The organism is Jatrophihabitans sp., assembly GCF_035474675.1.
Taxonomy (GTDB): Bacteria; Actinomycetota; Actinomycetes; order Mycobacteriales; family Jatrophihabitantaceae; genus Jatrophihabitans_A.
Map to the genome: position 1 here is coordinate 1 of NZ_DATINC010000138.1, position 23,766 is coordinate 23,766.

General features: G+C 72.6%; 24 protein-coding genes. 11 read left to right on the forward strand and 13 right to left on the reverse strand.

Translation table 11 applies throughout. From position 1 onward, the window contains the following. The coding region (locus tag VLJ82_RS15595) for an NAD-glutamate dehydrogenase domain-containing protein (protein ID WP_408664283.1) at nucleotides 1-1,347 on the forward strand (1,347 nt) is incomplete at its 5' end. Between the two features lie 64 nt (nucleotides 1,348-1,411). On the opposite strand, the gene VLJ82_RS15600 is transcribed toward VLJ82_RS15595, so the two are convergent. The 3 genes from VLJ82_RS15600 to VLJ82_RS15610 form a co-directional block, all read right to left on the reverse strand. Continuing rightward, nucleotides 1,412-1,819: an ATP-binding protein gene (locus VLJ82_RS15600; protein WP_408664284.1), complete on the reverse strand. Its 408-nt coding sequence runs from the start codon at nucleotides 1,817-1,819 to the stop codon at nucleotides 1,412-1,414. 140 nt (nucleotides 1,820-1,959) lie between these two features. After that, nucleotides 1,960-2,910, reverse strand: coding sequence for a glycerophosphodiester phosphodiesterase (locus VLJ82_RS15605; protein WP_408664285.1), 951 nt, complete (start codon nucleotides 2,908-2,910; stop codon nucleotides 1,960-1,962). Nucleotides 2,911-3,050: 140 nt separating this feature from the next. Further along, complete coding sequence (locus VLJ82_RS15610; RefSeq protein ID WP_408664286.1) at nucleotides 3,051-3,932, reverse strand: DNA-formamidopyrimidine glycosylase family protein; 882 nt, start codon at nucleotides 3,930-3,932, stop codon at nucleotides 3,051-3,053. 34 nt (nucleotides 3,933-3,966) lie between these two features. On the opposite strand from VLJ82_RS15610, the gene VLJ82_RS15615 reads away from it, so the two are divergent. Together VLJ82_RS15615 and VLJ82_RS15620 are read left to right on the forward strand one after the other, a co-directional pair. Further along, on the forward strand, nucleotides 3,967-4,671 hold the full coding sequence (locus VLJ82_RS15615) for an ankyrin repeat domain-containing protein (protein ID WP_408664287.1): 705 nt from the start codon (nucleotides 3,967-3,969) through the stop codon (nucleotides 4,669-4,671). Nucleotides 4,672-4,704: 33 nt separating this feature from the next. Further along, nucleotides 4,705-5,304 carry a YdcF family protein gene (locus VLJ82_RS15620; protein ID WP_408664288.1) on the forward strand — a complete coding sequence of 200 codons (600 nt, stop codon included), beginning with the start codon at nucleotides 4,705-4,707 and terminating at the stop codon, nucleotides 5,302-5,304. A gap of 10 nt (nucleotides 5,305-5,314) precedes the next feature. On the opposite strand, the gene VLJ82_RS15625 is transcribed toward VLJ82_RS15620, so the two are convergent. Together VLJ82_RS15625 and VLJ82_RS15630 are read right to left on the reverse strand one after the other, a co-directional pair. Then, a complete protein-coding gene (locus VLJ82_RS15625; RefSeq protein WP_408664289.1) occupies nucleotides 5,315-5,986 on the reverse strand; it encodes a hypothetical protein in 672 nt (223 codons plus the stop codon). Between the two features lie 87 nt (nucleotides 5,987-6,073). Further along, nucleotides 6,074-7,198: a class I SAM-dependent methyltransferase gene (locus VLJ82_RS15630; RefSeq protein ID WP_408664290.1), complete on the reverse strand. Its 1,125-nt coding sequence runs from the start codon at nucleotides 7,196-7,198 to the stop codon at nucleotides 6,074-6,076. Nucleotides 7,199-7,320: 122 nt separating this feature from the next. Here VLJ82_RS15630 and VLJ82_RS15635 point away from each other — a divergent pair, with 122 nt between their 5' ends. Genes VLJ82_RS15635 through VLJ82_RS15645 form a run of 3 tightly spaced genes read left to right on the forward strand, consistent with a single transcriptional unit; the run spans nucleotide 7,321 to nucleotide 9,379 of the window. Beyond that, nucleotides 7,321-7,947: an AIM24 family protein gene (locus VLJ82_RS15635; RefSeq protein ID WP_408664291.1), complete on the forward strand. Its 627-nt coding sequence runs from the start codon at nucleotides 7,321-7,323 to the stop codon at nucleotides 7,945-7,947. Then, nucleotides 7,944-8,624, forward strand: a complete 681-nt coding sequence (locus VLJ82_RS15640; RefSeq protein ID WP_408664292.1) for an AIM24 family protein — start codon at nucleotides 7,944-7,946, stop codon at nucleotides 8,622-8,624. The genes VLJ82_RS15635 and VLJ82_RS15640 overlap by 4 nt, the downstream gene beginning before the upstream one ends. After that, nucleotides 8,621-9,379, forward strand: a complete 759-nt coding sequence (locus tag VLJ82_RS15645) for an AIM24 family protein (RefSeq protein ID WP_408664293.1) — start codon at nucleotides 8,621-8,623, stop codon at nucleotides 9,377-9,379. The genes VLJ82_RS15640 and VLJ82_RS15645 overlap by 4 nt, the downstream gene beginning before the upstream one ends. A gap of 42 nt (nucleotides 9,380-9,421) precedes the next feature. Here the strand turns inward: VLJ82_RS15645 and VLJ82_RS15650 are convergent, their stop codons facing one another. Together VLJ82_RS15650 and msrA are read right to left on the reverse strand one after the other, a co-directional pair. Next, a complete protein-coding gene (locus tag VLJ82_RS15650; protein ID WP_408664294.1) occupies nucleotides 9,422-10,021 on the reverse strand; it encodes a short chain dehydrogenase in 600 nt (199 codons plus the stop codon). Between the two features lie 42 nt (nucleotides 10,022-10,063). Beyond that, nucleotides 10,064-10,726: a peptide-methionine (S)-S-oxide reductase MsrA gene (gene msrA, locus VLJ82_RS15655; protein ID WP_408664295.1), complete on the reverse strand. Its 663-nt coding sequence runs from the start codon at nucleotides 10,724-10,726 to the stop codon at nucleotides 10,064-10,066. Between the two features lie 81 nt (nucleotides 10,727-10,807). On the opposite strand from msrA, the gene VLJ82_RS15660 reads away from it, so the two are divergent. Continuing rightward, nucleotides 10,808-11,065 (forward strand): DUF6191 domain-containing protein, encoded by a 258-nt coding sequence (locus tag VLJ82_RS15660; RefSeq protein ID WP_408664296.1) that lies wholly within the window; start codon nucleotides 10,808-10,810, stop codon nucleotides 11,063-11,065. Nucleotides 11,066-11,281: 216 nt separating this feature from the next. Here VLJ82_RS15660 and VLJ82_RS15665 read toward each other — a convergent pair whose 3' ends face one another. The 3 genes from VLJ82_RS15665 to VLJ82_RS15675 form a co-directional block, all read right to left on the reverse strand. Continuing rightward, the gene (locus tag VLJ82_RS15665) at nucleotides 11,282-12,952 is read right to left on the reverse strand and encodes an acyl-CoA dehydrogenase family protein (RefSeq protein ID WP_408664297.1); all 1,671 of its coding nucleotides are present in this window, start codon (nucleotides 12,950-12,952) and stop codon (nucleotides 11,282-11,284) included. A 194-nt stretch (nucleotides 12,953-13,146) separates the two neighbouring features. After that, nucleotides 13,147-14,655, reverse strand: coding sequence for a trypsin-like peptidase domain-containing protein (locus tag VLJ82_RS15670; protein ID WP_408664298.1), 1,509 nt, complete (start codon nucleotides 14,653-14,655; stop codon nucleotides 13,147-13,149). Between the two features lie 72 nt (nucleotides 14,656-14,727). Beyond that, nucleotides 14,728-16,056 carry a GGDEF domain-containing protein gene (locus tag VLJ82_RS15675; protein WP_408664299.1) on the reverse strand — a complete coding sequence of 443 codons (1,329 nt, stop codon included), beginning with the start codon at nucleotides 16,054-16,056 and terminating at the stop codon, nucleotides 14,728-14,730. A gap of 379 nt (nucleotides 16,057-16,435) precedes the next feature. Between VLJ82_RS15675 and VLJ82_RS15680 the strand changes: the two genes are divergently transcribed. Continuing rightward, nucleotides 16,436-17,296, forward strand: coding sequence for an alpha/beta fold hydrolase (locus VLJ82_RS15680; protein ID WP_408664300.1), 861 nt, complete (start codon nucleotides 16,436-16,438; stop codon nucleotides 17,294-17,296). Nucleotides 17,297-17,450: 154 nt separating this feature from the next. Next, nucleotides 17,451-17,720 (forward strand): hypothetical protein, encoded by a 270-nt coding sequence (locus tag VLJ82_RS15685; RefSeq protein WP_408664301.1) that lies wholly within the window; start codon nucleotides 17,451-17,453, stop codon nucleotides 17,718-17,720. A gap of 69 nt (nucleotides 17,721-17,789) precedes the next feature. Here VLJ82_RS15685 and dnaN read toward each other — a convergent pair whose 3' ends face one another. Next, the gene (gene dnaN, locus VLJ82_RS15690; protein WP_408664302.1) at nucleotides 17,790-18,923 is read right to left on the reverse strand and encodes a DNA polymerase III subunit beta; all 1,134 of its coding nucleotides are present in this window, start codon (nucleotides 18,921-18,923) and stop codon (nucleotides 17,790-17,792) included. Nucleotides 18,924-19,068: 145 nt separating this feature from the next. Continuing rightward, entirely contained in the window at nucleotides 19,069-20,475 is a 1,407-nt protein-coding gene (locus VLJ82_RS15695; protein WP_408664303.1) for an APC family permease, read from the reverse strand. A gap of 290 nt (nucleotides 20,476-20,765) precedes the next feature. Between VLJ82_RS15695 and VLJ82_RS15700 the strand changes: the two genes are divergently transcribed. Beyond that, complete coding sequence (locus VLJ82_RS15700; RefSeq protein WP_408664304.1) at nucleotides 20,766-22,226, forward strand: cation:proton antiporter; 1,461 nt, start codon at nucleotides 20,766-20,768, stop codon at nucleotides 22,224-22,226. A 35-nt stretch (nucleotides 22,227-22,261) separates the two neighbouring features. On the opposite strand, the gene VLJ82_RS15705 is transcribed toward VLJ82_RS15700, so the two are convergent. Further along, nucleotides 22,262-22,651 carry a DUF805 domain-containing protein gene (locus VLJ82_RS15705; protein WP_408664305.1) on the reverse strand — a complete coding sequence of 130 codons (390 nt, stop codon included), beginning with the start codon at nucleotides 22,649-22,651 and terminating at the stop codon, nucleotides 22,262-22,264. A 322-nt stretch (nucleotides 22,652-22,973) separates the two neighbouring features. On the opposite strand from VLJ82_RS15705, the gene VLJ82_RS15710 reads away from it, so the two are divergent. Beyond that, entirely contained in the window at nucleotides 22,974-23,759 is a 786-nt protein-coding gene (locus VLJ82_RS15710) for a TauD/TfdA family dioxygenase (RefSeq protein WP_408664306.1), read from the forward strand. Nucleotides 23,760-23,766 lie beyond the last annotated feature (7 nt).

Genomic DNA, 23,766 nt, shown 5'->3' on the forward strand with positions numbered 1-23,766 from the left:
GTGGACACCTCCGACCACGAGGTGAACATCAAGATCCTGCTCGACCACGCCGTCCAGGCCGGCGAGCTGGACATGGCGCACCGCAACCAGCTGCTCGCCTCGGTCACCGACGAGGTGGCGGCACTCGTGCTGCGCGACAACTACGAGCAGAACGTGCTGCTGGGCGTCGCCCGGCACGGTGCCCGGGCGTTGCTGTCGGTGCACCGGCGGCTGATCCGCGAGCTGGAGAAGGCCGGCAAGCTGCACCGGGACCTGGAGTTCCTGCCCACCGACAAGGAGCTGGCCGCCCGGGAGGCCGAGGGCAGCGGGCTGAGCTCGCCGGAGCTGGCGGTGCTGGCCGCCTACGTCAAGATCGTGCTGGCCGAGCGGCTGGGCTCCTCGACGCTGCCGGACGAGCCGTGGTTCGGCCGGGTGCTGAGCAGCTACTTCCCGCGCCCGATCGCCGAGCGGTTCGCCGACAAGCTGGCCGAGCACCCGCTGCACCGCCAGATCATCACCACCTTCGTGGTCAACGACCTGGTCAACCGGGGCGGCACCACGTTCGTGTACCGGGCCATGGAGGAGACCTCGGCCGACCCGGCGCAGATCGCCCGGGCCTACACGGTGGTGCGCAAGGTGTTCGGCCTGGAGGAGATCTGGGCCGACCTGGAGGCGCTGGACAACCAGGTGCCGGCCAACGCCCAGCACATCGGCTACCGCGAGGTGCGCCGGACGATGGACCGCGCGGTGCGCTGGCTGGTCGACGTCCGGTTCCCGATCAGCGACGTGACCGCCGAGATCGAGCGGTTCGGCCCGACCGTGGCGGAGCTGCGGCCCAAGGTGCCCCAGCTGCTGCGCGGCCGGGAACGGGAGAGCCTCTACGCCGAGGTGGACCGGCTGGTCGGGCACGGCCTGCCGCGCGAGCTGGCGCTGGAGATCACCTGCCTGCTGCGGGCGTTCCTGCTGCTGGACGTGGTCGAGATCGCGGTCGCCAACGACCGGCCGGCCGCCGAGGTGGCCGACCTGCACTTCGCGCTGTCGGAGCGCCTGAGCGTCGACGACATCCTCACCGCGGTCACCCGGCTGCCCCGCGACGACCGGTGGTCGGCGCTGGCCCGGGCGGCGATCCGGCACGACGTCTACGCCGCGTTGGCCGCGATCACCGCCTCGGTGCTCAAGGACACCGACTCCTCGCTGCTGGCCACCGAGCGGCTGGACGCCTGGGCCGAGCAGAACCCGGAGCGGGTGGAACGGGCCCGGACCACCTTTGCCGAGGCGCTGTCGCGGGACCCGGTGGACCTGGCGACCCTGTCGGTGGCGCTGCGGGTGATGCGCGGCCTGCCGACCACGGCCGCCCGGTCGTCCTGACGCTGCTGGTTGTTAGCTGGCGCGGTTCAGCCGGGGCTGTTCGGCTGGTCTGTCAGCCCTGTGGTCAGCTGGCCTGGGGCATCCGGGTGCGTGCCCACACGGTGGTGGCGCCGTCCTCGGCGGCCACTCCCCAGGTGTCGGCGAGGGCGGCCACGATCCTCAAGCCGCGACCGGACGGGTCCTGGGCGCCGGCCGAGCGGGCGGCGATCCGGCGGCCGGTGGCCGGCGTGCTCGAACCGCCGTCGGTCACCGAGACCGAGTAGCCGTCCCGGTCCACCACCCAGCGCACCGCCAGCTGCCCGGACGGCAGCGGCGCGGCGTGCCGGACGGCGTTGCCGACCAGTTCGCTGACGATCAGGGCTGCGTCGTGGGCCGGCTCACCGGCCACCCCGGCCGCTCCGAAGGCGACCAGCACGCTGCGCCGGGCGAGGGCGGCGCTGCTTGGGGTGTGCCGGAGCCACAGCGTGGTCATCGGTTCCTCCCCGGCGCCGGGCAGCGTGCTGGGTGCTGCTGCGATGCCAGGTATGTACCCGTCCGTGACTGGTGTTAAACCTTGCTTGCGCAATTACTTTGTGCGCAGGCCCGGTTACCCGCCGCGATTGGCGGGGTTTGTCAGCCGCCGGTCCGGGACTCCCGCAGCTGGGTCAGCACCGCAGCCGGCCGGTTGGTGATGATCGCGTCCACCCCCAGGTCGCGGACCAGCCCGACGTCGTCCGGGGAGTCCACCGTCCAGCAGAACACCCGGTTGCCGGCGTGGTGGGCCCGCTTGACGTAGTCCGGGTCGGTGCGCAGCAGCCGGATGCCGGGGCCGCCGATCCGCACCCCGGTGGGCAGCCCGCCGTCGCGGCGCAGCGGCGTCCAGCGCTCCATCAGCAGGGTCAGCGGCACCGACGGGGCCAGCTGCCGGATCCGGCGCAGCGCCGTGGGGGCGAAGCTCATGATGGTCACCGGGTGCCCGGCGTCCCAGCCGTCGCCGCCCGGGCCGGGCCGGCCGCCGACCACCGTCCCCTCAGGGTCAGCCCAGCCGAACCGGCGCAGCAGCTGGACCAGCTCCTTCTCCACCAGCCCGCCGTACCGGGTCGGGTGCTTGGTCTCGACCAGCAGCCGGATCGGCCGGCCGGCGTCGGCGACCACGCCGAGCAGCGTCTCCAGGGTCAGCACGGTGGTGCCGCCCGGGGTCTCGCGGTCCGGCGCGACACCGGCCAGGTATGGCGAGGGCGAGTAGGGCGAGTCGGTGACCAGCTCGTCGGCCGAGTGCGGCAGCTCGGTGTGCCAGGAGGCGAAGTCCAGCTCCTGCAGGCCGGCCAGGTCCAGCTCGCTGACGATGCCGCTGCCGTTGGAGGTGCGGTTGACGGTGCGGTCGTGCACGCACACCAGGTGGCCGTCGCGGGTCAGCCGGACGTCGCACTCCAGCCCGTCGGCGCCGGTGGCGATGGCGGCGAGGTAGGCGGGCAGGGTGTGTTCGGCGACCTCGCCGGAGGCGCCGCGATGGGCGATCACCAGCGGGTCGGGGTTGGGCTCCAGCACCGGACGGGTCCGGTTCCGCGAGAGCGGTCGTGCCATCGGCGGTCTACCGGGACCCGGGTTTCGTCACGGGCTCCAGTGTGCCCCGTCGGACCCTTTGTCGGTATTCCGCAGCGCCGCATCGCGTGCTCACTCGAGCGACGTACTCACCCGGCCGAGGGCTCATCCGGCCGGGGTGCTCACTTGACCAGCCGGGACAGCCGGCGGTCGGCCAGGTTCTTGCCGCCGGTCTGGCAGGTCGGGCAGTACTGCAGCGACTTGTCGGCGAAGGACACCTCGCGCACGGTGTCCCCGCACACCGGGCAGGGCAGGCCGGTACGGGCGTGCACCGCCAGCCCGCTGCGCTTCTCCGACTTCAGGGTGGCGGCCCGCTGGCCCACCGACCGGGTCACCGCGTCGGTCAGGGTCTGGCGCATCGCGGTGTAAAGGGTGCTGACCTGGGGTTCGGTGAGCCGGGCAGCGATCGCGAACGGAGACAGCTTGGCGGCGTGCAGGATCTCGTCGGAGTAGGCGTTGCCGATGCCGGCCAGGATCGACTGGCTGGTCAGCACGCCCTTGATCTGGGCCCGCTCACCAGCCAGCAGGGCGGCGAAGGTGTCCAGGTCGACCTGCAGCGCGTCCGGGCCGAGCCGGGCGATGCCGGGCACGTCGAGCGGGTCGCGGACCAGGTAGACCGCCAGCCGCTTCTGGGTGCCGGCCTCGGTCAGGTCGAAGCCGGCCGCGTCATCGGAGTCCTCGGCCTCCAGGGGCGGGGCCAGGTGCAGCCGGAAGGCCAGCGGCCCGCGGCCGGGCTTGGGCGGCACCGGGGAGAGCCGCTCGCGCCACTGCAGCCAGCCGCCACGGGACAGGTGGGTCACCAGGTGCAGGCCGTCCACCTCGAGGTCGAGGAACTTGCCGTACCGGTTGGCGCCGGTGACGGTGAGGCCGTTGAGCGCGGTCAGCGGCGGGTCGAAGGTCTTGACGGCGCTGAAGGCGGCCACGTCGGAACGGATCACGGTCCGTCCGAACGCGTTCTCGCGCAGGAACGCGGCGAGCGCCTCTACTTCCGGTAGCTCTGGCACGCGGTCAGACTACTGCCGTGCCGGGCGGGGCATCATGGACCGCGTGACCGACGACGGCTCCGAACATGCCGTGATCACCGCGATCCGGGCCGGTGACCTGCCCGGGCTGCGGCAGCTTCTCACCGACCAGCCCGGCCTGGCCACCGCCCGCTTCCGCGGCCGCAGCCTGCTGCACATCGCCACCGACTGGCCCGGGCACCGGCCCGACGTGGCCGCCACCATCGCGATCCTGGTGGCAGCGGGAGCGGATCCGAACAGTCGCTTCGACGGGGAGCACTCCGAGACTCCGCTGCACTGGGCGGCCAGCAACGACGACACCGAGGCCGTCGACGCCCTGCTGGACGCCGGCGCCGACATCGACGCTCCCGGTGCGGTCATCGCGGGCGGTACTCCGATGGCCGACGCCACCGCATTCGGGCAATGGAACGCCGCCCGCCGGCTGGTCGAGCGGGGCGCAGCCACCAACCTCTTCGAAGCAGCCGCCCTCGGCCTGCTGGACCGGGTCGAACACCACCTCGCCGGCCGGCCCACCGCCGAGGACGTCACCAGCAGCTTCTGGGGCGCCTGCCACGGCGGGCAGGTCGGCACCGCGGCCGTGCTCCTGGAATCCGGCGCCGACCTCGACTGGGTCGGCTACGACGGGCTCACCCCGCTCGACGCGGCCCGCCGCGCCGGAGCCGACGACGTCGTCGGATGGCTCCTCCGGCACGGCGCGCGCTCGGCTTCCTCGCAGACCTGAAGCCGGCGGCGTCCCGCTGGTTAGGCTGTGCCGGTGACGGGGGTGGCACGGCGGCGTTCCGGCCGGCGCGGCGGGGGTGCAGCCGTCCGGCGATTCTCGTGGTTGCGCCGGCTGGTGGTGGCGGCGCTCGTCCTGCTGCTGTTCTGGCTGACGGCGTGCTTCCTGCTGGTGGTCCGGCCCAGGATGGACCGGCCGGTGCACAGCGACGCGATCCTGGTGCTCGGCTCACCGACCGTGGACGGCCGGGCGGAAGAGGGGATCCGGCTGGCCGACGCGGGCTACGCCGGCACCCTGGTGATCTCGATCGGCTGGGCCAAGGGCCGGCAGCGGGTGCCGGCCTGCGCCGATGACAACCCGCGCTACCGGGTGATCTGCTTCCAGCCCGACCCGACCACCACCCGCGGCGAGGCCGAGGAGTTCGGCCGGCTGGCCCGGCAGCACAACTGGCACTCGGTGCTGGTGGTCACCTCGGTCTACCACGTGTCCCGGGCCCGGCTGATCGTCGACCGCTGCATGCCGGGCACGGTGCGGATGGTGGCCACCTCCGCCCGGCCGTCGTTGCGGGGCTGGGGCTACCAGTTCTTCTACCAGACCGGCGGCTTCGCCAAGGCCCTGCTGCACCGCTCCTGCTGACCGCCGGCGGTCAGCGCGGCCCGCGGAAGAAGCCCAGGAGGGAGCGGAGCCGACCGCCCCGCCGGTTCCGTCGCCGCCATACCTCGCGCAGCCCGAAGATGCGGTCCTCGATCAGGGCCTCGTCCTTGCCCCTGACCCAGTAGAAGTCCTGAGCAGCCAGGGCGACCTTCAGACCCTCGTCGTCGACGATGCCCCAGTCCTCCTGGTGGGGGGACTCGTGGCGCATGGTCTGCGGGTCTTCGCAGACGTAGACGATCCACCGTCCCTCAGTTTCGGGAGCGACCAGCATGTACATCCCCTCCAGGTCGCCGGAGGTGATGCGGGCCAGCCTGCCGTCCGGCCACCGGCCCCGGTCGGGAACGATCGGTTCGTCACCAGCCATCGACCCGTCCCGTCGGCACGGAGAAGTCGAAGTGTCGAGGCCCAGGACGACCGCCACCCGATCGAGGATGCCCTGCAGCGCCGCGGATTCGGGTTCCGAGGAAAGGACCGATTCGAACTCGGCCAAGCCGTCGCCGCCTACTCGGCCGGCGCTGCTGACCACACCTGCCAAGAGCGCGTCGAGGCTTGCCACGATTGTCTGGTCGTGCGTCATCGGCGGGCCATTGAAGGGAAAGAGTTGTGCCAGCTGATCCCACAGCCGGCCCAACTCATCGAGTTCGTCCTTCCCGAGCTGTCTCATCGCGCTCCTCTCTCCCGCAGGGACGGCACCAGAAATTCGCGGAGTGCGGGAGGGCCCGCGGTCCGGGTGGTCGCCGGCGGCGGTTCCTCAGCGCCGGCTCGACACCGTCACGGTGAACTTCGGGTCGCGCTGCACCGTCCGGGTCGGCCCAACCAGCCGGCCCAGCACGGACGAGTAGCCCAGGTGGCTGTTGAACACCGTCCACAGCTGGCCGCCGGGTGCCAGGGCCCGGGCAGCCGCGGAGAACAGCCGGACGGCCGCACCCGCGTGCACCGCCCCGCCGAGGTGGAACGGCGGGTTGCACACGATCAGCGAAACGCTGCCGGCCGGCACCGCGGCCAGCGCGTCGTCCCGCCGGACGGTGACCAGCCCGGCCACCCCGTTCGCCTCGGCGGTCGCCCGGCAGGACCGGACGGCCGCCGCCGAGGTGTCGCTGGCCAGCACCCGGACGCCCCGCCTGGCCAGCGCCACCGCCAGCACCCCGGTGCCGCAGCCGAGGTCGATCGCGGCGGGAACGGCGGGCAGCTGGTCCAGCACCCCGAGCAGCCGCCGGGTGCCGATGTCGATCCGGGTACCCGCGAACGCCCCGCCGTGCGCGCACACCGTCATGCCGAGGTCGGCATGCCACTCCCGCTTCGGGAACTCCGGCAACGACGCGCCACCCCGCAGCCCGGACGCGGTGATCACCCGGGACTTCTGCCGGGCCAGCCCTGCGGTCACCGTGCCGAACGCCAGCCCCAGCACCTCGTTCACCGCCGGCGTCAGGTACTTCACCCGGCCACCGAGGAACACCTGGACCGCCGGGTCGGCGTGCGCGGCGATCAGGCCCACCCACTCGGCCAGCTCGTCCAGGCCCTTCGGCGCCTGGGCCAGCACCACCCGGGCGCCGGCGACCAGCTCGGCGGCCAGGGCGCAGTCGGCGTAGCTGCCGGCCAGCCCCAGCCGGTCGGCGTTCGCGGCCCGCGCCAGCTCGCCGGTCAGCGCGTCGGTGTGGCAGCGCAGGCCGATGCAGCCGAACCGGCCGGCCGCGCCCAGCGTCAGCGCGCCGTACCGGTCACCGAGCACCACCACCTCGCCCGGGCCGGCGCCTGCCAGCGACCCGGCGGCGGTGTCGAGCAGCAGCCGGTCGGTGGCGTCGACGGCGTGCAGGTTCGGCGCCTCGACGTCCGGGTGCCGGCGCAGCCGGCCGAAGTCGAAGTCGAAGCCGGTCACCCGGCGAGCATGCCAGGTACCGGCCGCCGGCCATTCGCCAGACGGCGGGACTCGCTCGCTGCTAGCCTCCCCGTCCAGGCTGGCCCGCCAACGGGCCCGTCGACAGGCCCGGGGGAGGGTCGATGAGCCAGCTGCGAACCAACGGCCGGCGGGTGCTGGAAGCCGAGTTGCACAACACCAGCGTCCGCGCGATCAGCGGTTCGATGGTGGCCTACGAGGGCCAGGTGCAGTTCAAGAGCGCCGGCTTCGGCGGCGGTGAGGGCGCGCTGGCCGGCCTCAAGCGCCGGGCCACCGGTGAGTCGCTGTCCCTGATGGAGTGCACCGGCTCGGGAGTGGTCTACTTCGCCCTCGACGCCCAGGACGTCACGCTCGTCGAGCTGAACGACGAGACGTTGCAGGTCGAGTCGCGCCAGCTGCTCGCCCTGGTCGGCCAGCTGCGGATGAACGTGAAGTTCGCCGGCGTCCGCGGCGCGGCCACCGGCCAGGGACTGTTCACCACCACGGTGACCGGGACCGGCCAGGTGGCGATCCTGTCCGCCGGCGGCCCGCTGATCGGCCTGGAGGTGTCGCCCCAGTACCCGCTGGTAGTCGACCCGGACGCGTTCGTCGCCGCCCGCGGCCAGCTCAGCCAGTCCTTCGTCACCGACGTCTCCTGGGCCGCGGCCATCGGCGAGGGCAGCGGCGAACCGTTCTCGCTGCGCTGGGACGGCCAGGGCGCGGTCTACATCCAGCCGGCGGAGCGGGTATGACGTTCGAGAAGGTCAACTCCAAGGTGGTCAAGGCCGACCTGGCCACCGGTGGCGACGTGCTGGCCCGCAAGGGCGCGATGCTCTTCTACACCGGCGACGTCCGGTTCGTGCCGCACAGCCCGGGCGGCGCCGGTGGCATGGGGGGCATGGGCGGGGTGGTCGGCATGGCCGGACGCGCCATGGCCGGCGAGCACGAGGTGATGATGGCCGCCACCGGCAACGGCGAGGTGCACTACGGCCGGGCCGGGCTGCACGTCACCGTGGTGGCGCTGCAGGGCGACCGGCTGGTGGTCGAGGCCAGCCGGCTGCTGGCCCACACGGCGAACCTGCAGTCGGCGGTGGTGCCGCTGGCCTCGGGCGGTTCCGGCGGCGGCGGGCTGCGCGGGATGGTCCGTGGCGCGGTCACCGGCCAGGGCATGTTCACCACCCAGCTGTCCGGCCACGGCGCGGCGGTGCTGCTCAGCCACGGCGGCACCATCGAGCTGCCGGTACGTCCCGGCGGCGGCACCTTCGTCGACCCGCAGGCCTACGTCGGGCACCGGGGCAACGTCGAGGTCAAGCTGGCGGCCAAGGTGGGCTGGCGCGACGCGGTGGGACGGGGCGGCGGCGAGGCCATGCAACTCGAGCTGCGCGGCGACGGCGTGGTCTACGTCCAGGCATCGGAGCAGAAGCTGTGACGATCACGGTGCACAACCCGGCCTCGCTGCCCGACAACGACAACGTGCCGGACAACCCCTACGCGTACTCGCTGGAGATCACCAAGCCCTGGTTCCTGACCAAGGGCGCCATGATCGCCTTCTACGGCTCGCTGCAGTTCGTCGCCGTGCGTGGCCGCGGCCTGAGCGGGATCGCCTACCAGATGGTCACCGCGCAGTTCTCCTCACCGCTGTATGCGCAGGACTGGGTGGTGGCCGAGGGGCACGGCAAGCTGGTGCTGGGCGACCGGGGGTATGAGATCAACTCCTACGACCTGGACGAGGGCAACCTCACCATCCGCGCGTCGAACCTGCTGGCGTTCGAGGGCAGCCTGGCGCTGCAGCAGTCGATCGTGCCGGGCTTTTTGACCCTGATCGGGACCGGGAAGTTCCTCGCCTCCTCCTCCGGCGCGGTGATGTTCGCCGAGCCGCCGCTGCGGGTCGATCCCGAGGCGCTGCTGGGCTGGGCGGACTGCCCGAGCCCGAGCCACCGCTACGACGCGGGCTGGATGGTGGGCTTCCTCGGCTCGGCGATGGCGGTGCTGGGCGCCTCGTCCGGCGAGGAGCGCCAGTTCGACTTCACCGGTAGCGGGACGGTGCTCATCCAGTCCAGCGAGGCGGTGCGCTCCGATCGCGACGTCCTGCAGCTGATCGAGAGCCAGCTTCCGCTGGTGGGCCTGCCGGGCCTGCAGCGGCTGCAGCAGTCCATCCAGCAGCGGCTGGCGCAGAACCGGTAGCCCGGCCCGCCCGCAGCTGGCCGGCCGGGGGACTACGGCGGCTCAGTAGCCGACGCGGTAGATCTGGCCGGTCTGCCGGCCGAAGACCGACTTGACGTAGGCGCGGGCCGCCTCGGCGGTCGGGACCGGTTTGTAGCCCGGGAAGTAGTCGCCGTAGGCCTCCCAGGCCTCTTCGAACACGGTGGCGCTGACCGCGTTGATGCGCAGGCCGCGCGGCAGTTCGATGGCGGCGGCGCGGACGAAGGAGTCCAGCGCTCCGTTGACCGTCGCGGCGACTGCGCCGGTGACGATCGGGTCGTAGGCGAGCACCCCGCTGACCAGGGTGAAGCTGCCGCCGTCGGCGAGCCGTCCCAGTCCCTGCTGCACCAGCTCGACCTGGCCGAGCAGCTTGTCGGTCAGGCCTGCCGAGTAGTCGGCCCGGGTGAGCTCGGCCAGCGGTTTGAACGGCGTCACCCCGGCGCTGACCGCGACCGCGTCGATGCTGCCGACCCGGTCGTACAGGGCGGTGATGCTGGCCGGGTCGGTCAGGTCCACCGGGTACTCACCGGAGCGTGAGGCGGTGAGCACCTCGGCCCTGTCCGACAATGCCGCCAGCACCGCGCTGCCCAACGTCCCGGTCGCGCCGATCAGCAAGATCCTCATGATCGGAAAGCCTAACGGCGGCCGGCCGGAGCCGGCGGGCCGTCAGCTGCTCGGGGCGAACAGCCCGACCGGGCAGCTCACGCCGGTGGCCAGCATCGGGCAGTAGCCGTACGGGTTCTTGGCCAGGTACTGCTGGTGGTAGTCCTCGGCGTAGTAGAACTCGCGCAGCGGGGCGATCTCGGTGGTGATCGCGCCGTAGCCGGCCTCGGCCAGCCGCTTGCCGAACGCCACGGCGGCCGCCTCGGCCTGCTCGCGCTGCGCCTCGCTCGTGTAGAGGATCGCCGAGCGGTACTGGCTGCCGACGTCGTTGCCCTGCCGCATGCCCTGGGTCGGGTCGTGGTTTTCGAAGAAGACGCTGAGCAGCTCGGCGTAGCTGATGTCGGCCGGGTCGAAGATCACCCGGACCGCCTCGGCATGCCCAGTCCGTCCGGTGCAGGTCTCCTCGTAGGTCGGGTACGGGGTGAACCCGCCGGCGTAGCCGACCGCGGTCGAGAAGACGTTGTCGTGCTGCCAGAAGTCCTTCTCCGCACCCCAGAAGCAGCCCATCCCGAACACCGCGGTTTCGAGGCCGTCCCGCTCGAACGGCTCGCGAATCCGGCGGCCGGTCACGTAGTGCGTCTCGGGGATGCTGAACAGGTAGTCCGCGCGGCCGGGCAGGGCGTTCTCGGCGGTCACCAGCTGGGGCTTCGGGCGCAGGATGCTCATGCCTAAAGGCTACGTCGGGTCCGCAACCTGCGGGCAGTCCCGATCGGGGCACAGTGCCCATTCGGCGCGTAGGCTGGCGGCATGACCGAGTGGGGAATCGACACGCTCTTCAATCCGGGCAAGCGCCACATGGATGAGGAGAAGCGCCGGCTGCAGTCCACCCGCGAGGAGGTGGGCGACGCCTCCGGCGGCCGCCGGGTCGACTTCGACGCGGGCACCGTGCGGATCTCCCGGCCTGCTACCAAGACACCCGCCGCCGACGAGACGGCTGACGACGAGCTGCCCGAGGACGAGACCGCCGAGGAGCCGGAGAAGGCCTCAGGACCCGCTGACGACTGAGGCAGCCGGACGCGCTGCCGGCCCCGGGTCGGCCGACGCCGGGTCGGTGGGCAGGCACAACGCGGCCAGCACGAGCAGGATCAGCACGAGGCACAAACGCTGTGCGGTGCTCTGAAAACCGAACATTCCGTGTTACTCCCTGTCATCCGTGACGTCACGCACCGTAATCAATAGCTCACGCGAACTTCACGGATTCGGCCAACCGTAACCGATCCGTTATGTCGAGTTACGGGCTGATTGAGCGGTGTAGTCCAGCACCGCCACACAGCCGGCGCGGCCCAGCCCGGCACCGGCATGCCCGCCGTACCCGCCCTCGGCCGCCAGCCGGCTGGCCAGGAACGCCTCCGCCACCGCGCTGCTGCCGGGATCGGCACCGGGCCGGTTCGCGGCCCGGACCAGCAGCCCGGCCTGCAGGGTGCGGGCCAGCAGGCCGGCCAGCTCCCGGGCGGACCGGGCATCGGCGTCCGGGTCGGCGCCCAGCGCCGCCAGTTGCCTGGCCAGCCGGTCGGTGGCGGCGTCCAGTCGGGGGTCGGCGCCGGCGGTCAGCGCCAGCTCGTCCTGCAGGGCCTGCACCGCCTCCGGCTCCCGGGTGGCGGTCCGCACCACGTCCAGCGCGAGAACGTTGCCCGACCCCTCCCAGATGGAGTTCAGCGGCGACTCCCGGAAGTAGCGCGGCAGCGGCGACTCCTCCACGTAGCCGGCACCGCCCAGGCACTCCAGCGCCTCGCCCACCACCGTCGGGGTGCGCTTGCACACCCAATACTTGGCCGCGGCCACCGCCAGCCGCAGCAGCGGCAGCTCGGCGGAGTCCACCGCCGAGGCCAGCCGGAGGAACAGCGCCGTGGCGGCCTGCACCTCCACGGCGAGGTCGGCCGTCACCTCCTGCATCAGCGGCTGGTCGGCCAGCCGGGCGCCGAAGGCGTCCCGGCCGCCGACGTGGTGCAGCGCCTGGGTCAGCGCGGCCCGCTGCAGCGCCGCCGAACCGATTACGCAGTCCAGCCGGGTCATGGTCACCATCTTCAGGATGGTGTGCACCCCGCGGCCCTCGTCCCCTACCAGCCAGCCGGTGGTGCCGTCGAACTCCACCTCGGACGAGGCGTTGGACCGGTTGCCCAGCTTGCTCTTCAACCGCTGCAGCGCGAACGGGTTGCGGCTGCCGTCCGGCAGCACCCGCGGCACCAGGAAGCAGCTCAGGCCCGCCTCGGCCTGGGCCAGCACCAGGAACAGATCGCACATCGGCGCCGAGCAGAACCACTTGTGCCCGGTGATCGCGTAGCTGCCGTCAGAGGTGCGGACCGCCCGGGTGGTGTTGGCCCGCACGTCGGAGCCGCCCTGCTTCTCGGTCATCGCCATGCCGGCCAGCAGCCCGGCCTTGTCGGCCGGGGCGCGCAGGCCGGGGTCGTAGTCCAGGCTGGTCAGACCGTCTCTGTAGACGGCCGACAGCTCCCGGCTGTGCCGCAGCGTCGGCAGCGCCGCGTAGGTCATCGAGATCGGGCAGCCGTGCCCCTGCTCCAGCTGCGCCCAGACGTAGAAGCCGGCGGCCCGGGCCAGGTGGGGGTTCGGGCCGGCGGTGACCCACGGGGCGGCATGCAGCCCGGCGCCGACCGCGACCCGCATCAGCTCGTGCCAGGCCGGGTGGAACTCCACCTCGTCGATCCGGTGGCCGTACCGGTCGTGGCTGCGCAGCACCGGCGGGTACTCGTTCGCCAGCCGGGCCCACTCCTGCGCCTCGGCGGTGCCCGCCAGCCGGCCGAGCTCGCTGAGCCCGGCCAGCCGGCCGGCGTTCACACCGGCCGCGGCCAGCGCGGCGGTCAGCGCCCGGTCGGAGTCGAAGAGGTTGACCCCGGCCCAGGGCTCGGGGACGTTGAAGACCTGATGGGTGGCCACGGCCGCGATGTTACCGGCCGGTAGCCCCGCGGTCACGGTGGTCCTTGCTCCCAGGCCAGCCCTGGGCTGCCCCCGAATTGGTCGCAGCCGGGTCGCGACCTACCTGCCGCGACCCGGCTGCTGGGGATCGGTGCCCGGGCCCGGCCGGCCTGGGTTCTGATCAGGCGGACCGGGGGCGGGTACCGGTGCTGGCTCTAACTGCTGGAGGAACCCAGCGTCACGTTCACCTCGCTGGACTTGCCCCCGCGCAGGTAGGTGAGGGAGGCCTGCTGGCCGGGGGCGTGGTTGCGGATCGCCGCGATCAACGAGTCGGACGTGGTCACCCGCTGGCCGTCGATCGAGGTGACGACGTCGCCCACCTTCAGCCCGGCCTTGGCCGCCGCCCCGCCGGCGGTGATCGAGCGCAGCGCCACCCCGGCCTGGGAGGAGGTGCTGCTCTGGTTGCCGCCCACCTCGACGCCGAGCACCGCGTGGGTGGCCTTGCCGGTGGCGATCAGCTCGCTGGCGATCCGGCTGGCCTCGTCGGCCGGGATCGCGAAGCCGATGCCGATGTTGCCGGACTGCTGCGGCTGGCCCGGGATCTGCAGGCCGCCGCCGGAGTTGTCGGTGGCGATGGCGGCGTTGATGCCGACCACCGAGCCGTTCAGGTCGACCAGCGGGCCGCCGGAGTTGCCGGGGTTGATCGCGGCGTCGGTCTGGACCGCTTCGAACACCGCCTGGTCCTGGTCGCCGGCGCGCACCGGCCGGGCCAGGTTGCTGACGATGCCGCTGGTCACGGTGTCCGACAGTCCCAGCGGAGCGCCTACCGCGACCACTGCCTGCCCGACGCTCAGCGAGCTGGACTTGGCGAAGGTGGCCGCGGTCAGGCCGGTCAGGTCCACCTTGATCACTGCCAGGTCGTCGGAGGTGTCCCGGCCGACGATCTTGGCCGCGGCGGTCCGCCCGTCGGCCAGCGTCACCCGCAGTTGTCCGCTGCCGCTGCCGATCGAGACCACGTGGTCGTTGGTGAGGATGTAGCCGTCCTGCCGGATCACCACGCCCGAGCCGGTGCCCGACTCCTGCGCCCCGCTCACCTCGATGGTCACCACGCTGGGGCGGATCTTGGCCGCCGCCGCGGCGATGGTGCCGTCCAGCTTGGCGGCCGGTGCCCCGGTGTCGTTGGTGATCCGCAGGCCGGTGTTGACCGCCCGGTCGTCATGCTCGCTCACCGCGACCAGCCCGCCGCCGACGCCGCCGCCGAGCAGGGCGGCCAGCAGCGCGGTGGCCAGCAGCGTCCGGCCGCGCGGGCGGGAGCCGCGGCCCCCGGAACCGGCCCGGTCATCGGCCGGCGGCACCTGGTCGTCGGTCGGCGGCAGCTGCTGGGTGTGCTGGTAGCCCGGGTAGCCCGCGCCCTGGTAACCGGATTGGGCCGGGTAGCCCTGGGTGGCCGGGTAGCCCTGCGACGCCGGGTAGCCCTGCGGCGCCGGGTAGGCCTGCCCCGGGTACGCCTGCTGACCCGGGTAGCTCTGCTGGCCCGGGTACGTCCCGCGCGGCTCGTCGCCGGTGCCGTAGGAGCTGCCGGCACCGTAGGAGCCGTACGAAGCCGGGTGCGGTGCGGCCCCCGGCGCCGGCGGGTAGTAGCCGCCGTAGTTCCCGGTGTCGGAGCCGGCCCGCGTCGAATCCTCGCCGGGCTGGGACGGCGGCGGGTATTCGTTCGAGGTCATGCGAACACTGTGCGTGGCAACGCTGTGCGGTAGCTGTGAGGGGTTGCAGGTTGCGATGTGGACTGCCGCCGGTCAGCGCGGGTGCTTGATCTCGGCAGCGATCTCGGCGACCACGCCGGCCGGGCCCGGCAGCCCGACCCGGTCGCGGCCGGACCGCTTGGCGGTGTAGAGCGCGCCGTCGGCCTGCTCCATCAGCTCGGTGAGGGTTTGCCCGTGCTGCGGGTAGGCGGCCATGCCGATCGAGGCGGTCAGCGAGATCCTGGTGTCGCCGCCACCGACCACCAGGCCCCGGATCCGGGCCAGCACCCGCTCGGCCACCTGGCCGGCCGCCTCGGCTCCGAGGTCGTCGAGGAACACCACGAACTCCTCGCCGCCGAACCGGGCGACGGCGTCGTAGCCGCGCAGCTCGCGTTTGAGCGCGTCCCCGATGGCCCGCAGCGCCGCGTCGCCGGCCAGGTGCCCGGCGGTGTCGTTGACCCGCTTGAAGTGGTCGAGGTCGATCAGCAGCACCGCGCACAGCGAACCGTCCCGCTGGGCACGCACCAGCTCGCGCTGGGACAGCTCCTGCCAGGCCGCGGCGTTGAGCAGCCCGGTCTTGGAGTCGGTGGTGGCGGCGACCTCCAGCTGGGACACCAGCGAGCTGCGCTGCAGCAGCACCAGCAGGATCAGCACGGTCGGGGTGAACCAGACCAGCCGCAGGCTGGTCTCGGCGATCATCACCCCGAGCACCAGGGTGGCGGCCTCCAGCCCGAGCTCCTGCTTGGCCGGCGTCAGGTCGGCGAGCGGCGCCCCGGTGGCGAGGTGGACGGCCGCCACCACCAGCGAGGTGTTGACCAGGAAGAAGGCCAGCGCGGCCGCCGTGATCGCCATCGCGGTCCGGCCCCCGGAGGGCAGCGCGATGATGTCCGGCTGGAGGTCGGTGATCACCAGCTTGGCCGCCAGGGTGGCCAGCACCACGGTCGCGCCGGTGTAGGTGAGCCGGTAGGCGACCGCCTTCTGCTGCCGGCGGCGCATGGCCGCGACCAGGAACAGCCCGCACACCAGGGTGGCGCTGTAGCCGATCGGCAGGATCAGCACGCCGGCGAACGCCCACACCGAGTGCAGGCCGATCAGCACCGCGTTGCCGACCAGGAAGCGGCGCATCCGCTGCATCCGGTACGTGATCTCGGAGTAGGCGACGGCCAGCACCAGCAGCAACAGCAGCCGGGACGTCGCCACCGCCGTCAGGCACTCGCGGTAGCTGACCACGAGGCTGACCAGCACGGCGAGCACGGTGACCAGCTCCACGCAGACGATCACCGCCACCGCCTTGGGCGGAATCGTCCACAACCGCCAGCCGCGCACCGCACGCAGCCGCTCGCGTGCCAGGCCGGGGGCCGGGTCGAGGCTGTGGGCGGTCATGACGTCGATCGAACTCCGAACGTTCCCGGGCGAATGCCGGGGTCAGAGGGGGGATGGCGGGTGAGTTGTCGATACGCGCGGCTCAGTGCTGGAAGTATGCCGCAAGACTGCGGCTCAGTGTTACCGCACTGTCACTATCGGCTACCCATGACATAGCCGTTCCGTCTAGCCCTCGACCACAATGGCTGGCGAGTTCCAGCACTCGCGGTGGGCGGCGCTGCGCCTACGAGCGCGCGGCGCGACATGGCCCGGGTGACCCGCGTGATCCCAGCTGAACCAACAGCTGACAAGGAGGTGGCTTCATGCTGCACATTGAATGGCCGTAGTCCCACCCCAACGCTCTGCCCCCGCTCCGTCCCCGACCTCCGGAAAGGCACCGATGACCGATCTGCTCCAGGTGAGCGCCAGCGACGGTATACAACTCGCCGTGTACCGGGCCGGCGACCCGGCCGCGCCTCCCGTCGTGGCGATCCACGGCTACCCCGACAACGCCGGAGTCTGGGAGCCGGTGGTGGCCCTGCTGCGGGAGAGGTTCTACGTGGTCAGCTACGACGTGCGCGGCGCCGGCCGGTCCGGGACCCCGGCCGGCCGCGCCGGCTACCGGCTCGACCAGCTGGAGGCCGACCTCGACGCGGTGCTGCAGGCGGTCAGCCCGGACCGCCCGGTGCACCTGCTGGCCCACGACTGGGGCTCCATCCAGGGCTGGCAGTGCGTCACCGGCAGCCGGCTGCGTGGCCGGATCGCCAGCTACACCTCGATCTCCGGCCCGGGGCTGGGGATGTCGGCCCGCTGGCTGCGTTCCAAGCTGCGCCCGTCCGGCCGGGACCTGGCGACGGTGGCCCGACAGCTCGGCCGGTCCTCCTACCTGGTGCTCTTCCAGGTGCCGGGACTGGCCGAGCTGGGCTGGCGCAGCGGGCTGCTGGACCGGCTGATGGGCAAACCCAGCCGCTCGGACCCGGACGAGCTCGCCGACCGGCTGCACGGCCTGCAGCTGTACCGGGCGAACCGGCGGCCGCCGGCCGGGGCGCCGGCTGCCGTCGACATCCCGGTGCAGGTGCTGGCGCCGTCCGGCGACCGGTACGTGGGCGTGGCGCTGCAGGCCGAGGCGCCGGCGCCCTACGTCCGCGACCTGCGGGTGCGCACGGTGCCGGGCGGCCACTGGATCATGCGCCGGCATCCGGAGGTGGTGGCGCAGGCCTGTGCCGAGCTGGTGGACGAGGTGGAGGCCGCCACCGGCTGAGCCGCAGGTGGCTGGGCCCGGCTGGGCCCCGGGTGGCTGGGCCCGGCTGAGTTCCGCCCGGCTGGGCTCGGCCGACTCGGGACAACGCCGCGCCGAGTGGGTAGGTTGGGAGTAACGCCGACGCTGTGCAGGACCAGGTGCAGGAGGTTGTGACATGACCGATCCGATCTCACCCAGCCCGACGGTGCCGCCGATCGACCCCGGCCCCACCGTGCCGCCGATCGCGCCGGAACCGACCCCGACGCAGCCGGATCCGGTCGGGCCGACCCCGACCCCACCGTCACCGCCCGGGCCCGGTCCGCAGCCGGGACCGCCGGCGCCCACCCCGCCGTCGCCAGACCCCGGTCCGGGAGTGCCCGGTCCCGGCGTGCCCGGCCCGGGGCCGGATCCGGCAGGCCCGGTGGGCCCGTCCCCGACCGGCTGAGCCAGCTGGCCGGCCGGCCGAACTGACCGACCCGGCTGAACCAGCTGGCCGGCCGAACAGCCGGCCGGCTCAGCCCTCCGGCATCCGCACCGACATCACGACGTAGCGGAAGCCGGGGAGGACCTCGCCGTTCTCGTCGGCCGGCAGCATCAGCACCGGCTTGTGCGTGGAGACGAAGGACAGCACCACGTTGGGGGAGCCGACCGCGCCCAGGCCGTCCAACATGAACTGCGGGTTGATGGCGATCTTGAGGTCCTCGCCCTCGATCTGGGCCTCGATGGCCTCCCGGGCCCGAGCCGAACCCAGCCCGCCGGCCTCGATCACCAGCTCGCCGGACGACAGCTGCAACCGCAGCGGGTTGCCCCGGTCGGTGACCAGCGCGATGCGGTGCACCACGTCGGTCAGGTCCTTGGTGGCCAGCGTGAGCCTGCTGTTGTGGCTGGTCGGGAAGATCGCCCGGACGTTCGGGTAGGGCCCGGACATGATGCGCGAGGTGGTCTGGCGCGACTGGGATCCCAGCCCGACCAGCGCCTGGTCACCGGGCACCGGGTCCAGGTGCAGCTGCACGTCACCGCCGCCGGCGCCCAGCGCCCGCGCGGTGTCCGACAGCGCCTTGGCCGGGATCAGCGCGCTCATCTCGACGTCCGGGCGCTCGGGCTGCCAGTCCAGCTCGGTCATCGCCAGCCGGTAGCGGTCGGTGGCCGACATGGTGATCCGGTCGCCGGCCATCTCGACCTGCACGCCGGTGAGCATCGGCAGGGTCTCGTCCCGGCCGGCGGCGATGCTGACCCGGTTGACCGCGGTGGCGAACTCGGCGGCCTTGATGGTGCCGGCCAGCTCCGGCATCGGGGGCAGCCGCGGGTAGTCCTCCAGCGGCAGGGTGGGCAGCGTGAACTGGGCGCCGCCGCAGGTCAGCTCGACGCTGTCGCCGACCAGCTCGACGTCCACCGGCTTGGCCGGTAGCGCCTTGGTGATCTCGGCCAGCAGCCGGCCGGCCACCACTGCCGAGCCCTCCTCGCTCAGGGAGATGTCCAGGTCGCAGCGGGTCGAGACCTCGTAGTCGAAGCCGGACAGCTGCAGCTGGCCGTCGCGGGCCTGCAGCAGCAGGCCGGCCAGCACCGGCACCGGCAGCCGGGTCGGGATGCTGCGCGCGGTCCAGGCAACCGCCTCGGCAAACTCCTGCCGCTGTAGTCGAAACTTCATCCCCGGCCTCCTCGGCACCTAGCGCACACCCGGCACGCGGCACCTCCGAGCGCCGCGTCAGGGCATGGTAGTCCCCGGCGGGCGTCACCGAGCGCGGAGGATCAGCCTCGGATCGGTCGCGGTGGCGGCTCGGGTTCCGCCCGGCTCACTCGGGGTCGGCGGCCGAGGTCCCGACCGCCGGAACGGGCTCCGGCCAGTCCGTGGGCCCGTCGGGATCCGGCCCGCCAGCCAGCTGGGCGGCGGGCTGCCCCGGCTCGGCGGCGGCTGGTTCGGCAACCGGTCCGGCAGCCGCCGGTTCGGGCGTGGCCCGCAGCCGGGATCCGCTGGTCCGGGTGTAGAGGATGGCGGCCAGCGCCAGGCCGATCGGCACGGCGAGGTAGAAGCCGGAGAACAGCAGCACCACCCCCATGGCGAGAGCGGCGAGGATCGCGCCCCACCAGATCGGCCGGCCGACCGGGGACAGCCGGACGCCGGCGACCAGGCCGGCCACCGTCACCACCAGCAGCATCGCCGAGGTGGCCAGGATGATGTCGCCGAGGCTGGCGCCGAGCAGCCAGGCGACGATGGTCACCGCGGTGGCGCAGCCGGCGATCACGGCGAGGCTGCGGCGGGGCGTCTCGCCGACCTCGTGGCCCTTGGCCAGCCACGCCGGCAGCGCGCCGTCCCGGGCCAGCGCCGCGCCCAGCCGGGAGGTGCCGGCCAGGTAGGAGTTCAGCGAGCCGAAGGTGAGCACCGCCGCCAGCGTCGCGGTGACGGCCGAGGCGGCGTCGCCGAAGCTCAGGGTGAGCAGTTCGCTGAGCGGCACCTTGGTGTCGGCCAGCCGTGGGCCGAGCACCAGCACGCAGGTCAGGGCCAGCCCGACGTAGAGCATGCCGATCACGATCAGGGTCAGCGCGGTCACCCGGCGCAGGTCCTTCTGCGGGTTGCGGAACTCCCCGGACAGGTGGGTGACCGCCTCCCAGCCGGCGAAGGAGAAGAACAGCAGGCTGGCCGCCCGGCCGACCGCGGGATAGCCGTGCGGGGTGAACGGGTGCAGGTTGTCGGAGTTCGCGTCGCGCAGCGCCGCCAGGCAGGCGACCAGCAACAGCACCGCCAGCAGGCCCACCAGCACCAGCTGGATGCGGGCCGAGACCCGAAGCCCCAGCGCGTTGGTGGCGAACGCGGCGGCCAGCAGCAGCGCGGTGGCGGTGACCGCGGTGCGCTGGCCGCCGTCCAGGGCGTCGGCGATGTAGAGGCCGCCGACGTAGGCGGTAGCCGGCCCGCCGACCGGCCAGGCGAAGTAGAACCAGTAGCCCACCACGGCCGACGCCCGCCGGCCGAAGGCCTTGTAGACGAAGGTGGCGATGCCGCCGCCGTCCGGGTAGCGGGAGCCGAGCGCGGCGAAGGTGCCGGCCACCGGCACGCACAGCAGGAGCAGCAGGCCCCAGGCGAGCACCGAGGCGGGCCCGGCCACTTCGGCGGCCAGCGCCGGCAGCGCCAGCAGGCCGGCGCCGAGGATCGCCCCGACGTAGATTGCGGTGCCCTGCGCCAGGCCCAGTCGTTGAGTGCTCACGAATTCTCCCCGCTCGCTGCTCCGGCTCGGCAGTTGCGCCGTATTGTGTCCTCCCGCCCGGCCTGCCGAACACCCCTTGGCCCACATTCGTGCAGACACCGCCAAGTTTTTGTGCAGACACCACAAAAGCCCGACGCCGGACGGGCTACCGGCGCGGCACCGGCTACCGGTGCGGTATTGGTTACCGGCGCGGTGCTGGCTACCGGCGCGGCACTAGGATTACTTCCGGTGTGCCGGGAAGCCTGGTCGGCAGCGAAACCCTGCTGTCCCGACGACGTCTCCGGAGCGCCATGGCCGACACCTATTCCTTCGCGCGGCTGGTGCTGCTGGTGGCGGCGGCCGGCCTGCTGGCGCTGCTGTCCAACCGGTTGACCGAGCGCATCCGGGTGCCGGCGCCGCTGCTGGTGCTGGTGGCGGCGTCCGTGGCGGTCGCGGTGGTTCCCGGCCTGCACCACCCGCCGGAGCGGCTGACCGAGCAGCTGGTCACCCTGGCCCTGGTCGCCATCCTGTTCGACGGTGGCCTGCACCTGGGCTGGTCGAGGTTCCGGGCCGCGGCTGGGCCGGTCGCCGCAGTCGGGGTGCTGGGCACCTTTCTCACCGCCGCGGCCGCCGCGGCCTTCCTGCACTGGGCGGTCGGGCTGGACTGGTTCGCCGCGCTGCTGGTCGCCACCGCGATCTCGCCGACCGACCCGGCGGTGGTGTTCTCGGTGCTGGGCCGGCGCGAGGTGACCGGCCGCAGCGGCACCATCCTGGAGGGCGAGTCCGGCGCCAACGACCCGGTCGGCATCGCGCTGATGGCGAGCCTGATCGCCGCCGGCGGCGTCAGCACGGCGGCGGCCAGCCGGGTCGCCGGCGAGTTCGTGCTGCAGATGGGCGTCGGGGCGGCGGTGGGCATCGTCGGCGGCCGGGCGCTGCTGTGGTTCCTGCGGGCCGTCCCGCTGCCCAGCGAGGGGCTTTACCCGTTGCGGGCGGCCTTCGGCGCGCTGGTGCTGTTCGGCGTGGCGGGGCTGGCGCACGGCTCCGGCTTCCTCGCGGTCTTCGTGGCCGGCATCCTGCTGGGCGACGAGCGGGCGCCGTACAAGCGCGAGATCGAGCGGTTCCACTCGGCGCTGGCCAGCCTCGGCGAGATCGTGGCGTTCGTGGTCCTCGGCCTCGCGCTGGACCTGGCGGTGCTGACCCGGGCGGACGTGCTGGTCCCCGGCCTGGCCGGCTTCGCGGTGCTGACCCTGCTGATCCGGCCGGTGCTGGTCGGGCTTTGCCTGGCGCCGGTCCGGTTGACCGGCCGGGAACGCGGCTTCGTGCTGTTCGCCGGGCTCAAGGGCGCGGTGCCGATCCTGCTGGCCGGCTTCGTGCTGGCCGCGCACGTCCCGGACGCCGAGCGGCTCTACGGCATCGTGGTGGTCGTGGTGCTGCTGTCGGTGCTGCTGCAGGGCGGCTTGGTGCCCACGGTGGCCCGGCTGCTGCGGCTGCCGATGCGCGAGGTGGCGCCCGAGCCGTGGGCGGTCGGGGTGCGGTTGCGCGACGAGCCGGACGGGGTGCACCGGTTCACCGTGGCGGCCGGCGCACCGGCCGCCGGGCACCGGATCGACGAGCTGGACACGTTGCCCGACGACGCCTGGATCAGCCTGGTGGTGCGCGCCGACCGGCTGCTGCCGGTGCGCGGCGACAGCACGCTGCAGGCTGGGGACGAGGTGCTGGTGCTGGCCGACCCCGGTCTGCACGCGCAGTTGGCGGCTACCTTCGGCAGCTGACCGGAGGCCGGCCGCTGGAGATAAGGCGCCGTAGGTCAGGAGCCGTAGCTGGCGGGGTAGGCCGGGTCCGCGCCGACCGCCTTGGGTGAGGGGCCGTAGTCGTTGGTGCCCGGCTGGCTGTCCTGCACCTCGAAGACCAGCAGCACGATCGCCCCGAGGAACGGGACGAGGCCGATCAGGATCCACCAGCCGGACCGGCCGGTGTCGTGCAGCCGGCGCACGGTCACCGCCAGCGACGGCAGCAGCAGCGCCAGCCCCACCAGCAGGCCCAGGACCTGGTTGCCGAGCGCGGCGTCGATGATGCCCGCGACGATGTAGAGGATTCCCGCGAACAGCGCGAACCACCAGAACTCCGAGCGCCGGGCCCGGCCGGAGAAGACGACGTACTTGCTCAAGACGCTGCGAACCGCATCCGCGAAACTCATCTGCATCCCCCTGCTGCTCAGAGCCGTGGCCGGAGAAACCCTCCGAGCCGGACGCGATCATGGCAGCAACCTCCGACCGCGGCAATCCGCCGCGCAGGGCCCCGGCTGCCCCGCTCCCGGTGCGCCGGGCCGGCGGGACCCGGGGCGGCCGGCCCGGTGAAATGAGCCCGTACGGCTGCCCGGGCCCGCTCCGATTTTCAAGCAGCCTTTTACCTTTCTCGGCGACTCATGACTGCAAACATTGCTGATTCCCGGGCCGGACTGTTGCATGCCCAGCGGTATCTGGCTAGGGTCGCTAACGCCGGTAACGGGAGGTGAACCCATGACCGCGACCCAGCTGAATGCTTCGATCGGCACCAGTATCCGTACCAACTGCATGATAGTTTTGCCTTATCGCGACGGCATAGCCGACGACATCGCCGACCTCCTGGAGATCTACGGAGCGGTGAAGTTGACCGGCATGACAGATGCCGACCAGCTCGGCCCATTGGCCGAACGGCTGGGCGAGATCTTTCTGCCGATATTGCAGGACAATGATCAGGCCACCCCCGCCTCACGCGATTCTCAGATTTACGAAGTCCGTGTCAAGAACAACGGTGAAGGTGAACTCGACCGTTACTCGGAAACCATTCTGTCGAGCGTCAAGGACGATTTCGCCCTGCACACCGACGGCTACAACCAGCCCCGGCCACCGAAGTACATGCTGCTGCTGCGCACCGACGACTCCGCGGAGCTGCCGGCCAGCTACCTCGCCGACGCGGCCGGCCTGCTGGACCGGCTGACCGAGGAGGAGCTGGAGCTGCTGGCCCGGCCGATCTACCCGACCGCGGAGGGGAACGTGGCGGCCCTGACGGTCGTCGACGGCCGGCCCAGGGTGCGCTGGAACGCCGAGCTGGTGCAGCGCTGGATGCGTCGCTCCGACAGCGACCCGGTGGCCGTCGAGCGCGCCGTCGAGATACTCGGCCGGCACCTGGCCGATGCCCTGCTGGTCGAGCACCTGCATCAGGACGAGTGCCTGATCCTCGACAACGACCGCTGGTTGCACGGCCGCTCGGCACTGCAGCCGGACAGCGTCCGGGTGCTGATGCGGGCCTGGGTCGCCCGCTGACCCGAAC

What these genes read in the sequence shown, in the direction of transcription:
- VLJ82_RS15600 (WP_408664284.1), bottom strand. Translation starts at nt 1,819, where the DNA reads ATGACCACGCTGTGGCTCCGGCACACCCCAAGCAGCGCCGCCCTCGCC.
- VLJ82_RS15605 (WP_408664285.1), bottom strand. Translation starts at nt 2,910, where the DNA reads ATGGCACGACCGCTCTCGCGGAACCGGACCCGTCCGGTGCTGGAGCCC.
- VLJ82_RS15615 (WP_408664287.1), top strand. Translation starts at nt 3,967, where the DNA reads ATGGACCGCGTGACCGACGACGGCTCCGAACATGCCGTGATCACCGCG.
- VLJ82_RS15625 (WP_408664289.1), bottom strand. Translation starts at nt 5,986, where the DNA reads ATGAGACAGCTCGGGAAGGACGAACTCGATGAGTTGGGCCGGCTGTGG.
- VLJ82_RS15635 (WP_408664291.1), top strand. Translation starts at nt 7,321, where the DNA reads ATGAGCCAGCTGCGAACCAACGGCCGGCGGGTGCTGGAAGCCGAGTTG.
- VLJ82_RS15640 (WP_408664292.1), top strand. Translation starts at nt 7,944, where the DNA reads ATGACGTTCGAGAAGGTCAACTCCAAGGTGGTCAAGGCCGACCTGGCC.
- VLJ82_RS15650 (WP_408664294.1), bottom strand. Translation starts at nt 10,021, where the DNA reads ATGAGGATCTTGCTGATCGGCGCGACCGGGACGTTGGGCAGCGCGGTG.
- msrA (WP_408664295.1), bottom strand. Translation starts at nt 10,726, where the DNA reads ATGAGCATCCTGCGCCCGAAGCCCCAGCTGGTGACCGCCGAGAACGCC.
- VLJ82_RS15660 (WP_408664296.1), top strand. Translation starts at nt 10,808, where the DNA reads ATGACCGAGTGGGGAATCGACACGCTCTTCAATCCGGGCAAGCGCCAC.
- VLJ82_RS15670 (WP_408664298.1), bottom strand. Translation starts at nt 14,655, where the DNA reads ATGACCTCGAACGAATACCCGCCGCCGTCCCAGCCCGGCGAGGATTCG.
- VLJ82_RS15675 (WP_408664299.1), bottom strand. Translation starts at nt 16,056, where the DNA reads ATGACCGCCCACAGCCTCGACCCGGCCCCCGGCCTGGCACGCGAGCGG.
- VLJ82_RS15680 (WP_408664300.1), top strand. Translation starts at nt 16,436, where the DNA reads ATGACCGATCTGCTCCAGGTGAGCGCCAGCGACGGTATACAACTCGCC.
- VLJ82_RS15685 (WP_408664301.1), top strand. Translation starts at nt 17,451, where the DNA reads ATGACCGATCCGATCTCACCCAGCCCGACGGTGCCGCCGATCGACCCC.
- dnaN (WP_408664302.1), bottom strand. Translation starts at nt 18,923, where the DNA reads ATGAAGTTTCGACTACAGCGGCAGGAGTTTGCCGAGGCGGTTGCCTGG.
- VLJ82_RS15700 (WP_408664304.1), top strand. Translation starts at nt 20,766, where the DNA reads ATGGCCGACACCTATTCCTTCGCGCGGCTGGTGCTGCTGGTGGCGGCG.
- VLJ82_RS15705 (WP_408664305.1), bottom strand. Translation starts at nt 22,651, where the DNA reads ATGAGTTTCGCGGATGCGGTTCGCAGCGTCTTGAGCAAGTACGTCGTC.
- VLJ82_RS15710 (WP_408664306.1), top strand. Translation starts at nt 22,974, where the DNA reads ATGACCGCGACCCAGCTGAATGCTTCGATCGGCACCAGTATCCGTACC.